This window comes from Desulfoluna sp., from assembly GCF_030145185.1.
Lineage (GTDB): Bacteria > Desulfobacterota > Desulfobacteria > Desulfobacterales > Desulfolunaceae > Desulfoluna.
The window spans coordinates 74,203-88,062 of the sequence record NZ_JAQYWB010000017.1 but is presented as its reverse complement, the minus strand read 5'-3'; the positions used below and the strand labels follow the sequence as shown (position 1 = coordinate 88,062).

Here is a 13,860-nt window from a genome sequence, read left to right as displayed (position 1 = left end):
ACTCGTGGTCATCGTTAACTTGCGAGGCCGAGGGTCCTCTCTACGGTAGAAGGTGCGGGAGCCGCACCCTACGCGGTGATGAAAAGACGTGACGTATTGGCATTTGAATCTTTCTGTCATTTGCCTCGAACGACCTGGCGAAGGCAAGCTGAATAGTTTCTTTTTCTTTAGCCTTTAGCCTTTAGCCTTTGGCCTTTAGCCTTTGGCCTTTAGCCTTTAGCCTTTAGCCTTTGGCCTTTGGCCTTTAGCCTTTGGCCTTTAGCCTTTAGCCTTTAGCCTTTAGCCTTTAGCCTTTAGCCTTTAGCCTTTAGCCTTTAGCCTTACCATGGGCTCACCGCTTTGTTCATGGGCGTAGAAGAGGTCGGCCTCTTCGCTGGGGATGGGGGTGGCGAGAAAGTCCGACCAATTTTCCTGAACGCGATCCAGCAACGGGGCCACGGTGACCAGGGCGTCGTCTTTTCCGGCGAGGTGGGCAGAGGCGCTGCTGAAGGCCCACGCCTCAGGCGTGGTGACGTATTCGCGCTTGACGGGGTTGATCTCAACGTAGCGGACGCACCGAATCAGGTAGGTGTCGTCCAGAAGGTGTCGCGCCGGCTTTTCTTTAAACTGGGGGAGGCTCGGGGCCCCTTGTTTGATGAGGAAGGCTTTGTAGCGCTGGGTGGCCGTGTGGAGGCATGCATCGATGGCGGTGGCGGCTTCGGCCAGGGCGATGAGGTGGATGTGGTCGGGCATGAGGCAGTAGCCCCAGACGCGGATACGGTGTTCTGCGCAGGCCTGGGCCAGAATGTCAGTGAAGGCGGCGTACTCTTCGTCGGAGAAAAAGAGCGTCTGGCCGTCAACCCCGCGCTGGATGACGTGGTGCGGTGCTTCGGTCCCCTGATGGGTGGGCATGGTTCCTCCGGTGACGGAAATTATGGATGGCGGCGGCCCGGTCACTTGCGATATGAATGAAGCGTGGCAAGGCTCACCGTTTGTTAAACGGTGGTTGAGATTATCGTAAACGCACGGTTCAGTCATTGCTTTTTTCGATGGAAAGGGACCCATGAGAATATTACATCTGCTCAGCCAGAGGCCGGAACAGACCGGAAGTGGGATGTATGTCCAGGCGCTGATTCGTGAGGCGGCATCAAGGGGGCACGAGAATTTTCTCGTTGCAGGGGTTCCGGCAGGGGCACCGCCCGATGTGGCGGAGATTGATGGCAGCCATTGTGCTTTTGTGCGGTTCGACGGAGAGGATTTGCCCTTTCCCGTGGTGGGCATGAGTGACGAGATGCCCTACCGGAGTACGCGATTTTCAGACCTTCTCCCCCGTGAGATTGCGGCCTATGAGGCCGCTTTTTCTGACACGCTGACCCGGGCCGTCTCGGACTTCTCACCGGATATCATCCACAGCCATCACCTCTGGTTGATGAGTGCCCATGTTCGGGATCTTTTTCCTGAGATCCCCATGGTGACCAGCTGCCATGGCAGCGACCTCCGGCAGTTTGAACTTTGTCCCCATCTTGCGGACCGGGTGGCCTCTCCCTGTGGGCGTATCGACGGGGTGATGGCCCTGACGCGCAGTCAGGCCAAGGGAATTGCATCGTGTTGCCCGATCTCTCCACAGCGTCTTCACGTGGTGGGGGGCGGGTATGATGAGGCGCGTTTCGCCTGGGCCGAGAAAGCGACCCCGCCGCCCGTGGAGATTCTCTATGCCGGAAAGCTCAGCCGGGCCAAGGGGGTCCCCTGGCTTTTGAAATCGCTTTCTCGGCTAACGGATCTGCCGTGGCGGCTTCATCTGGCCGGCAGCGGTATCGGTGCGGAGCGAGATCTTTGTGAAGGGTTGGCAACGGAGTTGGGGGCGCGGGTGGTGTTTCACGGGATGCTCTCCCATGGGGCTTTGGCCGATCTGATGAAGCAAGCCCATCTTTTTGTGCTGCCCTCCTTTTTTGAGGGCCTTCCTCTGGTGCTTTTAGAAGCTCTGGCCTCCGGGTGCCGGCTGGTGGCCACCTCCCTGCCGGGGGTCCGTGAGGTCTTAGGGGAAAGCGCCCGAGAGTTTATGTGTTTTGTGGACTTGCCCGCCCTGGAGACGGTGGATGCGCCTTATGCCGCGGATGAAGAGCCGCTGGAGCAGCATCTCGCTGAAACGCTGCGGGATCAGATCATCGGGGTGATGAAAACACCCGAGATCGATGGGGACTCCGTCCGCCAGTTTCTCTCCCCCCACACCTGGAGCGGGGTCTTTGATCGGATCGAACAGGTCTATATGAAAGCCACAGGCGAGGGATAACAGGTGAAAGATCCGGGTTAGGCGGCAAGTCTGGAGGCAGGAAAGGAGAGGGCGATGGCGGCGATGTCATCATGGGATTTGAAACGCGGGTATTTTCGGCATCCGGGGTCGGTTTTTTCAAGGGATCTTACATGGTCGCGAACCCCTTCCAGCCCTCCGGCCAGGTAAAGAGAGACCAGCTCCTTGAAGTTACTTTCGGCCTCGGGATCTTCCCTGGGAATAAAGAGGCCGTCGGTGAACATGAGGATATGCGCCACCCCGGTCAGATTCAGGCTGCCGTGGTTGAGAAAATCCAGGGCCGTCTCCTCACCGTTTATCACCCCGTAGGTGATGTTCATGCCGGCCCGAACCTTCCTTATCTGCACATTCAGCTCGTCTAAGATGGAACCGGATCGCGTTGCGGCGGTCTCTTTCCATAGTTTGAGGGTTTCCAGGTCGTGGTCGAAGTCCTGAACCAGAAGTTCGTGGGTGTGGTCTTCATAGATGACCAGGATCAGGCTGTCTCCGGATTGAACCCAATCGAACATCCCGTCTTCCACTCTACCCACCGCCGCACTGGTGCTCCAGAGGTGTTCCTTTTTTTTCACGTCGACCCCTTTTGAGACCATTTCTCGGAGGATGGCCGTGTTGGCTTTGTCGGCCAGCTCGAACAGGGAGGCGTCGTTGCTGTGGAACATCTCTTCTGCGATGGTGGCGGCCAGGTATCCCCCGGTCTCTCCATGGGCAAAGGTCGTTTTATCAAGGCTCGTGGCCCCGTCAAAGACGCCGAACAGGTTGCCGCTGATGAGCAGGGCATCCTCGTTCATCACGCCTGTTCCCTGCTCGTGGATCGATTGCGTCTGAGGGGTCTGGACAGGGGGGTGGTCGGCTTGTCTCATGGGGCGTCCTGATTGAGAGTTTAAAAAAGGGGAACGAGTCACGGATTGTTTATATAATTGAATGCCGTGGGGGGCAAATTGGTAATATCGATCTGTTTTTGAAATGAATAGAAAAGGTCAATAGATGGCGCGTTGGGGCGTGTTACCTGCCGTACGGGAAAAAATGGATGCGCGGGGGGGGATCCAAGAAAGGGCTCGTTCATGGGGGCTTGAACAGAAAATGTAGAGAAGATAAAAGGGTGGGGTGGGATGAAAAATTTCTGACCGCCGCCGGCGTTGCCGGCGGCCAGAAATCGAACAAGGAGGAGAATCAATGTGTTCAGAATGTCTCCCGACAAAAGGATGGCTGATGCCGGTAGACGATGTTACATGTTGGAGTGACAAAAGTGATATCCTGAAGGCAGACAATAGACAAACCATTAATTCTTAACCGAGTATTAGAAAAACTAATGACGCAGACTCTTCCCCCTTTAAATGCCCTGGTTGTTTTTGAAACGGTGGCCAAATATTTGAGTTTTACCACGGCTGCCAGGGAGCTTTGCATTACCCAGGGCGCTGTCAGTCAGCAGATCAAGAAGCTGGAGGATTTTCTTGGGCACGCTCTTTTTCTTCGAGGTCACCCCTCCCTGAGCTTGACCCATGCCGGTGCCGACTACCTGCCGTCGGTCATCGAAGCGCTGGATAAAATCAGGATTTCCACGGCCGCTCTCTCCCGGAAAGATGCGAAGGGCAGTCTGTCGGTGAATGTCTCCCCCAGTTTTGCCAATCAGTGGCTGCTCTCGAGGTTTCATCTTTTTTGCCAGAAATATCCCGATATTGATTTGAAAATAAATGCCACGCCCATTCGAACGGAGTTTGGAAAAGAGGACGTGGATGTGGCCATTCGCTATGGCGCCGGACCGTGGCCGGGTATTCACTGCGATCGGTTGTCGCATGGACGGGTCTACGCCGTGTGCAGCCCTGAGTTATTGGATGGGCCCCACCCCTTGACAACGATCAGAAATCTTAAGCACCACCTCCTGTTACGGAACAGTGAGCTCTGTCTGTGGCCCATGTGGCTCGAAACCGTGGGGATGAACCTGGCAGAGATGCGGCAGGGGCCCACCTTTAATTTGCTCTACATGGTCCTCCAGGCGGCGGCAAACGGTCAGGGGGTGGCCCTTGGCAGCACGGTTCAGATCTTTGATCAGGTCAATACCGGCAAGCTGGTGGCCCCTTTTAAGGTGGGGGTGATCTCTCCCTTCGCGTACTGGTTTCTTACCCCGGAGATTAAAGCGGAGGCGCCAGCGGTGCTTGCCTTTAAAAACTGGATCACCGCAGAGCTTCAGGACCAAGCCCATTTTATGACGGAAAACGGAGGGGTGTTTACTTGAGAGGCTGGCTTTGAGGACGTGGGAAGAGGGCAGGACGGTAGCGCTGGCCTCCTGCACGGTGATTTTTGCCGTGCAGGATGGTCAGGCAGATACGCAAATCGCATCCCTTTGAGCTATCGAGAGGGCGAACGCACCTCATTTTTTCTCGTTATACGGGCCAGACAGGCTCGTCGTTTGCGAAGGTGTAACCGATTTCGATCTCTACCAGGCGGTCGGCCTCAAACCAGAGAAAAAGGCTCTGCTCCACATACTCCACCAGCAGGTAGTCTGGGGCGTCGTCATCGGAGTGGAACTCCTCTTCAGGCTTTTCATCCAGGTGCTCGGTTAGGTGGGTCAGGACGCGCAGTTTGTCCATCCCGAACAGATCCTTGTCGAAGAGGGTGTGGCCGGGTTCACGGATTGCGATGGTCGAGAGCCGGAAATCGTCGTCGGAGTCGAAGTTGAAGACGAGGCCGTCTCCATAGTATCCCAGGACTTTTGTGCCGTCTCCCAGGGCATCCTCGAACTCGATGTATTCTCGTGATTCGGGCAGGCCCAGGTGTTCGGAAATGCTCTCTTCTTCCTGCCCGAAACGAATGGGGCCGATGCCGATGCCGATTTGAATGTCCATGGTGAACTCCTTGGTTAGTCTGGGGTATTTTCTTACCATACTCCAGCGTTCTTTTCCCTGCAATCGGAATCAGGCAGGGTGACCTTCCTCCGCTGAGTCCTCGACGTGGGTTCCCCCCGGAATCCTTCCAGTCGTCTCTTGTCTCCTTACCTGATATAAAAAACAATATATTGAGTTGTCTGGATGGTACCCCTCTCCTTTTGTGCCGCCTGGCTCGTTTCTGTGGATGTCATGAAAATCATTCTCATGTTCCGTGAACCATCAACCGATAAATAATGACAATGGCCGGGATGTGTGGGGCATGGGCCGTTGTGGTCTGGCGTCGGTACAACAAGACATGGGGGAAAGCTAAGGTGAGATGTAACCTGAAAAGCAGAAAGGATATTCCTCCGCACGAGGTGGCCGGATTTAACGTACGGGCTGCCATGGATAATATGGCCCGTGAGCAGGTCATCGCCCTGCTGGTGATTGTGCAATATCTTCTCTCCCTTTTGTGGGTGATTTTCATGGATGATGTGGGGGCGCTCCTTGCCGATGTGGTTCCAGGCATGGCTTTTGAGCTTTTTTTTGGAGCGGTTTTTCTGCCCCCGTTTCTGACCGTGGCGATCTCCTGGTGGGCTCGACGGTTTCTCCGTGACTCCCCATGGCTTTTTTTTACACATCGGTTGAACCTCTGCCTTTTGATTTTTGGGGCCGCCCTGACCGCTATTTTTGTGGATGCCCCCTTTGTCTTTGAAACGGTTATTCTCTTGAGCTCGCTGCTTATTGTGATCACCCCTTTTTTTTCAAAGGGTCTCTACCTCTCCTCCCTCCTGCTTTTTTTTGTGGGTTCGTCATGGACCGGTGGCTGGCAGGGGTTTTCCTGGTTTGATATCGGGGATGTGGTGCTCACCACGCTGGTGGGGCTGATCATGGTTCGGTTTCGGTTTTCCGATCGGGTGGGAAATTATCTGACGACTCGTACCATCGAAGAGCAGCATCGACAGCTTCGGGAAACCAACCGTGAGCTGGTGGATGCCAATCATCAGCTGCAATCCATTACCCATCTGGATGGATTGACCGGGGTGAGTAACCGGAGGGCCTTTGATGAGACCTTAGAGCGTGAGTGGCGGCGTGCCATGCGCGCTGGGACGCCCCTTGGGATGTTGATGATGGACATCGATTTATTCAAGCCCTACAACGATACCTATGGGCATCAGGCCGGAGATGTCTGCCTGAAAACGGTGGCCGGCGCTCTGGGGGCGGGGACGCGGCGGGCCGGCGAGATGGTTGCGCGCTACGGTGGCGAAGAGTTTGCCGTCATTGTTCCCGGCGGGAACGCAGACGCACTGGCCGTGATGGCGGAGTCCCTTCGCCGAACGGTGGCAACCCTTGGCATCCATCATCCCACCCTTGCCTGGGGGTATGTGAGCCTCAGTATTGGCGGGGCCTTGATGGTCCCTCAGTTTGGAGAGAACCTGGAAACCTTGATTTCCCGTGCTGACGGTTCCCTTTATGCGGCAAAGGAGGCGGGAAGGAATCGGGTGGTGCTTCGGAAATCAGTCAGTGAGAAGGGGTGAGGGGCGTTGGGAAAAGAAGGGGACAAAGTCTATGGGCTTGGGGCATGACCTTGTCGCGGAATTTTTTTCGTAAAAAGGTGGCTGGGAAGGACAAAGACGTGATACATCAGATATCAAGAACCGAGGGCGTGAGACCTCATACCTCACCCCCTGTGTGATCGTCTTTCTATGCGAGGGATTTCTTGTGTTTATCAAACGTTCTCAGCTTTCTACGGTGCAGCATTCTCGAGCCTGCGGCCATTTCACCTACATCTACCCAGTCATCTCCCGCCGTTCCCGCGGCCTCTCCATTGGGGTCAATCTCAATCTTGACAATCGCTGCAACTATGATTGTGTCTACTGCGAAGTGGATCGGGGTGTTGTGGGGTCGGAGACGGTTGTGGATCCAGACTCTTTTGGGCAGGAGCTCTATCAGATTCTTGCCGATATCAAGTCCCAGCCCCATGGTTTGGAGGTGCGGGATGTCACCTTTGCCGGCAACGGCGAGCCCATGGCGGTCCGCTCCCTTGCCCGTTGCATCGACCTGGCCTCGGGCATTCTTGATGCGCTGGGTTTTACCCAGACGCCCGTGGTGGTGATCACCAACGGCACGTTTCTCCATCGTCGGTGGGGACTCCAGGCGTTGCAGAGCCTGGACGCCGCAGGAGGTGAGGTGTGGATTAAACTCGACGCCGGAGATCAGGAGGCCATGACCCGCATCAACGGAACTCATTTTCCCCTCCAACGGTTGGAAGAGAACATCTTCGATGCCAGCAGGATCCTGCCCGTGACCCTTCAGTCCATGTTCATGAAGCGCTGGGGCCAGCCTCCTGCCCCCGAGTCTGTGGGGCATTACCTCGCCTGCCTGAAACGCCTCATAGAGGGCGGTGCCTTGATATCAAAAGTTCAAGTGTACACGGTGGCGCGTCAGCCTCGTTCATCTCACATCACCGCCCTGGATGCCACCACCCTGGGCGAGATCGCCTGCCGTATCCGTCGGGAAACCGGCCTGTCCGTCGAGGTCTTTGCGTGATCCGACATCCGGTGATGGCCGGAAGACACCCTCTTCGCTTATTCGCCTGATGGCGTCGTTGTGGCCGCAACCGTTTCCAGATAGGCGATGACAGCCTTGTTATCATCGAAATGCGCCCAATCCAGAGCGGTCTGGCCACCGCGACACCCGGCATTTACCGGAACCCCCTGTTCCACCAGGTAGCGGACCATTTCCAGGGTGCCGTCCTGGGCAAGGTAATGAAGGGTGGTGCAGCCGTCTGTATCTGCCTGACCGATCTCCCCTCCATAGTCAGCCAATAATTTCATGGCGTCAAAATGCTCCGCCAGGGCCGCCAGGGTCATGGCGGTTCCCTGTTTTCGGTTGGGGTCTCCCCCTTGACGAAGCAGCATGTCCAGGGCGTCCATATTTCCCAGCAGAGCGCTTGTTTCCAGCGGGGTGTATCGTTCGTGGCCAGGATGGTTGGGGTTGGCTCCTGCCGTGCAGAGGGCTTCGATCTGTTCGGGGTCATTGTTTACCGCGGCCTTGTACAAAAGGGTCTGGAGCTGCTCCGGACTTCGTTCCCGTTTGGCGGCAAGGGCCTCTTCGTTGATGGGTGACGCGTTTTCCAAGCCGGCATCGCTGCGGGGGGCCTCGGGCTGGGGAAAAAGATCCGCCAGGGAGTGGATGGAGGCGTGCTTCTTGCCATCAAAGGCGATGAGTTGGTCACGGACCACGTAAAGGGTGGTGATAAAGCGCTGATTTGAATCGATTCTGCGGACAAGACGGGCTTTCCCTTTTTTTGAGAGCCGGTGGATGGTCACCCCTTCGAACCCTTCAGCCCGGAAGAGGTACTCCCCTTTCACCACCAGGGAATCATAATCGGCCAGCCCGCCCACATCAGCCTGGTCGGTGGTGAGGACGTCGCAGATTTTTTTCACCCCTTTGGACCGGTGCGGTTTAAGCACGGAGAAGCGGTCATCGCTCTGGTTGACGACCAGCTTGTCGCCGGCGACTTTGATGGACCAGGCACTCTTTTTAAAGAGTTTACATCGCTTCACCAGGCGGGGCGCGGAGGCCTTGGAGACATCAAACACGGTCACCCCGCGGTTAAAATCGGAGAGGTATACGCGTTGATCGAGGCATGCGATGAATTTGGCGTAGTGGGGGATCAAGGTGCTTGAGATCAGCTCTGGGCTGGCCGGTGTTGAGATGTCATAGAGATGCAGCTGTCCGCGTTTTTTAAAAAAGTGGATGTCCGACACATAGAGATGCTCTCGGTCAACGGCCACGTTGAAGATGTTGTTGCCGAAGGCCAGGTCCTTAAGGTGTCTGGGTTGGCGGGGATTGGAAATATCAATCAGGGAGACCCACCCCTTTTTGCCTTCCAGATAGGGATCGCCCTGGGCAACAAAGGCGATGTCTCCGGCGAGCTGGACGGTCATGGCCCGGCCGGGCAGTTCCATTTGGGAGAGGAGAAGGGGGGCGTCGGCCTGGGTCAGGTCGACGATAAAGAGCCCTTGGGTGCCCCGGGCATAATACCCAAGATCCCCGTCAACGGTGACGCTTTCCGCCCAGAAATCGTCAAGGGCGATCTCCTGGGCGGGTTGTTGTTGGGGAATATCCTGGCCACAGGGCGTGGGTCTGGGATCGTCGGCAAAGAGGATGTTGACATTTCGGGTGTTGACGGTGATGGAGCTTCCTGTCGGGGCATGGAGGAGGGTGTTTCCTTCCCAGACAAAATCGTTGCGGGCGAGGCCTTTACTGAAGATGAAGAATGAGTCGTAGGGGTAGGGGTACCCGGTGAGGTGCTCCCGGGTGAATCGTTGCGTGTTCACGGTGAGGGTGTCATGCCCCCAGTTCGGCTCGAAAATAAAGATGTCGCTGCCGGTTCCGCTGTCCAGGATGTCATCCCCTTCGCCGGCAAGGACGATATCGTTGCCGGTGATGTCGTCAAGCCAGTCATTGCCCTTGCCCATCAGGATGAGTGTGTCGCCTGTGGCACAGGTGACAGAGTGATCGTCATCCGACAGGGCGAGAATGATCTCATCTTCATGGGCTGGACACCTTGCGTCCTCATCCCAGTGGATCAGGGTTCGGAAATCGAGGGCGATGGTTTCCAGGCGGGGCGTTGAGATCGCATCGGCCCGGACCACTTTGTTGGGGAAGTAGCCTTCTCTCTGGCCCTCTTCGATAAAGTGTTTCAAAGCCTCGACCGAGTCGATTTGCTGACTTTGTTTGATGGGATAACGAACCGCGGGTTGTGTGTCGGACCATAGAAAAAAAGAACCGAGAGCGGCGGCAGCGACAACACAGGCAAGAATCAGGAGCAGCGTTCTGTTTTTCATCAATCATACCTTCCTTTGGGAGGGGACGTTTCAAGTGCCCGTGCCCAGAAACCTTGCAACAAAGGGCGTTTCCGGGTGAGAGAAGAGGGCGTGGACCGGACCGGACTGTTCGATGCGGCCGTCACGGATGACGGCCATGGACTGGCCGAGGTATCGGGCTTCGGCAAAGTCGTGGGTGACCATGAGGCAGGTCATTTTTTTCTCTTTGTGGAGGGCTTTGAGGAGGTCGGCGATCTCCTTTCGGGTGGTGGGGTCCAGGGCAGACAAGGGCTCGTCTAAAAGGAGAATGTCTGGTTTGACAGCAAGGGCCCTGGCCAGGGCGGTGCGCTGCTTTTCGCCACCGCTGAGGTTTTTGGGTTTTCGTTTTCTGAGGTGGGTGATGCCGAGGCGGTCCATGAGATCCTGGACGATTGCCTGGGGTTCGGTCGCCTTTTTTTTGGCGTAACGCAGGCCAAAGCCGATGTTCTCTTCCACGGTGAGGTGGGGAAAAAGAGCGCCGTCCTGGTAGACGATGGCAAGGTTTCGCCGTTCCGGGGGCAGATGGGTGATCTCTTCTCCATGTAAGCAAAGCGATCCTGAGGAGATGGGGATCAGGCCGGCCAAGGCTTCTAAAATCAGGCTTTTTCCGGCACCGGTGGGACCAAGAAGAATGAAAAAGTCTCCGGGTTCGATGGATAGAGAGACGTCAGGGATGTCAAAGTCGGGCAGGTGGATGGCAAGGTGCTTTATATCGATCATTTAAGGGGTTTCTCCGCGCAGGGTCAGAACTCGTAAGGCGATAAAAAGCAGGAGACTTGCCGCGATGAGCCAGAAGGCCACGGGCTGGGAGTAGGCAAGGCCGTATGCGGTGAAACGCTCATAGACCATGACCGGGGCCGTCATGGGGTGGTAGGCCACGATGATGACGGCCCCGAATTCGCTCAAGGCACGGGCCGCGCTCATGATGAATCCCACGAGGATGGAGCGCCAGGCCAAAGGCAGGGTGACGCGCAGGAAGGTCTGGGGAAAGGAGGCGCCGAGACTTCGAGCCACATTTTCCAGGCGTTCCGGAACTTTTTTGAACCCGCTCACCGCGCTGCCGATGAAAAAAGGCAGGCCCACGAAGGTGAGGACGGCCACGATGCCTGTGGTGGTGCCCATGATGCGGATTCCCAGGGCGTGCATGAGGTCGCCGATGACATGCCCTTTTCCGGCGATGCCCAGAAAGGCGATGCCGATGACCGGGTGGGGGATCATGATGGGAAGGTCGACAATGCTCTCCACCAGGTGTTTTCCCCAAAATTTTTTCCGGGCCAGAAGGTACGCAAAGGGTGTGCCGAATACCAGACAGAGGGTAGCCGCCCCAAAGGAGGTGCCCAGGCTGAGCCCGATGGCCCCCCGCACATCCGGGTCCCGGATGGCTTCCCCCAGTTGGGCCAGGGTGGGCCCGGTGATCATCTGGATCAGGGGCAGAAGAATCATTAGGGCCACCAGAACACTGGCAAAAACCATGCTCCAGAGGACCGGCCCCGAGTGAACGCGGGAGGGTGAAAATTTCACAAGATTAACCTTGTCTGATTAATATGGGGCAAAATGCGCCTCCGGCGGCAAGGTGTGCCACCTTGAAAGCAGGTTGCAAATGCGCTTTGGATTTATCCAAAATTATTTTTTAAGGCCTGTTTGGCAACCTTTTCAAAAGGTTGGCCCCCGGCAGGGCCGCCGGAGGCAGAGTCTTTTGTGCTGTTTATCCGTTTACATTTTTACTTCCACTCTTTTCTGGAGGTTGGCCGGAAGCTTGCTCAAGGCCGCATCTGAGGGCACTCGGCAGGGGATAAAGGGGGGTTGGCCCATCTCCTGGAGCATTTTCAGGCCCTGGATCGGATCTAAAAGGAAGTCGAGGAAGAGGGTGGCGGCTTCTTTGTTGGGGGCGTCCTTGACCAGGGTGATGCCGTAGGTGCAGGATTTGCCTTTTCGGGTGAGGAAGGTGCCGGGCTTTTTGCCGGAGACCTTCACTTCGGCTTTTTTATAGGTCTCGTCGAAGCGGTAATCCCCCAGGTTGATGGCGTCGGGGAGTTCCACGTATTTCAGGCCGTGCTGGACGGCCACGGAGAGGTATTCAAAGGCATAGTCCATGTGGCCGGTGTTGAGCAGGGAGATCAGTTCCACGGATTTCGGGCGGATGTTCCGTTGGGGACGGTTGGCGATGAGGGCCTTATAGAGCCCTGCCTTGCCATAGTGCATCTCGGCCAGCTTCAGGACCATGACGCTGCGGTAACCGCAGGGGTCGAGGTTGGGATCGGAGTGGCCCCAGACCACGTTTTTACGTTGGAGGATCTCATACCAGTTAAGGCCTGTGATCTCCTGCGCATCCTGGCTCTTGTCGGTGTAGCAGAGGACCAGGCGGTTGGTGGCAAAACGGATGTTCCAGTCGGCGTGGGCAGGGATCAGGCCCTTATCGATGACGGCGTAGTCGGCGGAGGCCATGATATCGGCGGGTTTTCCCAGTTCCGAGATCATGCGGGCCATTTTGGTGCTGCCTCCGGCCTCTCGTTGAATATCGATGTTCGGGTGGGCCGCCTCAAAGGCTTTTTCGATTTTGGCAAAGGGGACGGTGAGGCTGCCTGCGTGAAAAATAATTACCTTGCCGGACGGGGCGGCAAAAAGCAGGGCTGGAATGAGAAGAAAGAGGGCCGTAAAGAGGACGTATCTCAGGGATGTTTTCATGGGTGGTTGTCTCCAGGATGAGAGGGGATGGTGAATCGGTGTCTCCGAATTGTGTGACAGAAAAACTCATATCTTGGAGGGGGAGAAATGGCAAGACCCTAATGAGCAAATGCTCATATCTTTTCGGCTGGAGACCCTGACCCAGGTCGGGGCGGGGCCGATCCCAAACGGGACGCCGGGCGGAAAAAGGCCCGGCGTTTTTTTACGGGGTGTGAGGGTGGAAGGGGTCGTGGGCCTGCATGGCGGGGCGTGTCTCTTCTTCCAGGCGTAGCGCCCCCAGGGAGGACGGCGAGGCGGCCGGGTGCTTCGCTTCACGAGCCACGAGGGTGTCGTGGAGGAATTCAAAGGCACCGAAGAGGATGAGTGCATAGCCCAGGAGCTCGCAGTTCTCTTCCGCGGCGCTTTTGACCGCCCGCATGTAATGGTCTCCCATCACCGCTCGCCAGAGAATCTGCCGGCCAATCAATCGGGAAAAAACGAATACCGTGATAAATCCTCCGGCCATGAGTCCAAAGCAGGGTCGCTCCAGGAAGTCAAGGGTCGCTGTTTTGAATGCCTGGCGGTGTCGAAAGACACGGATGGCCGTGAGGAGAGCCACGCCCAGGGCAAGGCATTGCCAGGCCCCATCAAAGACAAATCGGTCCAGTGCAAAATCGAACTCGCGGATGGAGGCGATGGTCGCGGCACCCAGCAGGACGGCTGCGAGGGACTCTCGGCTGTCGTCGATGTAGCCCGCCAGAAAGGCTGAAGCTGCCGTGAGCAGGAGAAGGCCTGCCTGGAGACTCTCAAGGATGGAGTTCTCTTCGAAGAGGTTCTCCCCGATGTGATGCTGGGCCTCCCAGGTGACCAGACACACCAGGCATCCCATGGTGAGTGAATAGATAAAATAGCGCAGAGCCGTTGCGGTAATCGAGTTGTGTGGTTTTAAAATCATGATGTGTGACCAAATTGAGCTTTTCGGTGGCGCACGGGGTAGGCCTGCAACGCGTCAGGCTGCCGTCTCACCGAAGTGTTTTTAGGGTTAATGGGCCGAAATGATTTGTAAGAGGGGGCGTCGGGTCTGAATGCCCACCCTTGAAGAGCCCTGTTCATCCTTTGTTTACTATATTGTTGGGAATTCAAAATCAAACAATATCCGTGACAATGCCGG

General features: G+C 56.5%; 12 protein-coding genes. 4 read left to right on the top strand and 8 right to left on the bottom strand.

Going from position 1 to position 13,860, the window contains the following annotated elements; all coding sequences use genetic code 11:
- Positions 1 to 300: 300 nt before the first annotated feature.
- On the bottom strand, positions 301 to 891 hold the full coding sequence (locus Q1Q75_RS07445; protein ID WP_300668763.1) for a transposase: 591 nt from the start codon (positions 889 to 891) through the stop codon (positions 301 to 303).
- Positions 892 to 1,042: 151 nt separating this feature from the next.
- Between Q1Q75_RS07445 and Q1Q75_RS07440 the strand changes: the two genes are divergently transcribed.
- Positions 1,043 to 2,269, top strand: a complete 1,227-nt coding sequence (locus Q1Q75_RS07440) for a glycosyltransferase family 4 protein (protein WP_300668760.1) — start codon at positions 1,043 to 1,045, stop codon at positions 2,267 to 2,269.
- A 17-nt stretch (positions 2,270 to 2,286) separates the two neighbouring features.
- Here the strand turns inward: Q1Q75_RS07440 and Q1Q75_RS07435 are convergent, their stop codons facing one another.
- Positions 2,287 to 3,147 carry a protein phosphatase 2C domain-containing protein gene (locus Q1Q75_RS07435; protein ID WP_300668758.1) on the bottom strand — a complete coding sequence of 287 codons (861 nt, stop codon included), beginning with the start codon at positions 3,145 to 3,147 and terminating at the stop codon, positions 2,287 to 2,289.
- 449 nt (positions 3,148 to 3,596) lie between these two features.
- Between Q1Q75_RS07435 and gcvA the strand changes: the two genes are divergently transcribed.
- Complete coding sequence (gcvA, locus tag Q1Q75_RS07430; protein ID WP_300668756.1) at positions 3,597 to 4,520, top strand: transcriptional regulator GcvA; 924 nt, start codon at positions 3,597 to 3,599, stop codon at positions 4,518 to 4,520.
- 148 nt (positions 4,521 to 4,668) lie between these two features.
- Here the strand turns inward: gcvA and Q1Q75_RS07425 are convergent, their stop codons facing one another.
- Positions 4,669 to 5,130: a hypothetical protein gene (locus Q1Q75_RS07425; protein ID WP_300668754.1), complete on the bottom strand. Its 462-nt coding sequence runs from the start codon at positions 5,128 to 5,130 to the stop codon at positions 4,669 to 4,671.
- A 353-nt stretch (positions 5,131 to 5,483) separates the two neighbouring features.
- Between Q1Q75_RS07425 and Q1Q75_RS07420 the strand changes: the two genes are divergently transcribed.
- Complete coding sequence (locus tag Q1Q75_RS07420) at positions 5,484 to 6,689, top strand: diguanylate cyclase (RefSeq protein ID WP_300668753.1); 1,206 nt, start codon at positions 5,484 to 5,486, stop codon at positions 6,687 to 6,689.
- A 184-nt stretch (positions 6,690 to 6,873) separates the two neighbouring features.
- Complete coding sequence (locus tag Q1Q75_RS07415; RefSeq protein WP_300668751.1) at positions 6,874 to 7,701, top strand: hypothetical protein; 828 nt, start codon at positions 6,874 to 6,876, stop codon at positions 7,699 to 7,701.
- Between the two features lie 38 nt (positions 7,702 to 7,739).
- On the opposite strand, the gene Q1Q75_RS07410 is transcribed toward Q1Q75_RS07415, so the two are convergent.
- The 5 genes from Q1Q75_RS07410 to Q1Q75_RS07390 form a co-directional block, all read right to left on the bottom strand.
- Entirely contained in the window at positions 7,740 to 10,007 is a 2,268-nt protein-coding gene (locus tag Q1Q75_RS07410; protein WP_300668750.1) for an ankyrin repeat domain-containing protein, read from the bottom strand.
- Between the two features lie 30 nt (positions 10,008 to 10,037).
- The gene (locus tag Q1Q75_RS07405) at positions 10,038 to 10,745 is read right to left on the bottom strand and encodes an ATP-binding cassette domain-containing protein (RefSeq protein WP_300668749.1); all 708 of its coding nucleotides are present in this window, start codon (positions 10,743 to 10,745) and stop codon (positions 10,038 to 10,040) included.
- Positions 10,746 to 11,546: an ABC transporter permease gene (locus tag Q1Q75_RS07400; protein ID WP_300668748.1), complete on the bottom strand. Its 801-nt coding sequence runs from the start codon at positions 11,544 to 11,546 to the stop codon at positions 10,746 to 10,748.
- Between the two features lie 192 nt (positions 11,547 to 11,738).
- Positions 11,739 to 12,710 (bottom strand): tungstate ABC transporter substrate-binding protein WtpA, encoded by a 972-nt coding sequence (gene wtpA, locus Q1Q75_RS07395; RefSeq protein ID WP_300668747.1) that lies wholly within the window; start codon positions 12,708 to 12,710, stop codon positions 11,739 to 11,741.
- A 202-nt stretch (positions 12,711 to 12,912) separates the two neighbouring features.
- Positions 12,913 to 13,644 (bottom strand): hypothetical protein, encoded by a 732-nt coding sequence (locus Q1Q75_RS07390; protein ID WP_300668746.1) that lies wholly within the window; start codon positions 13,642 to 13,644, stop codon positions 12,913 to 12,915.
- Between the last annotated feature and the right edge of the window lie 216 nt (positions 13,645 to 13,860).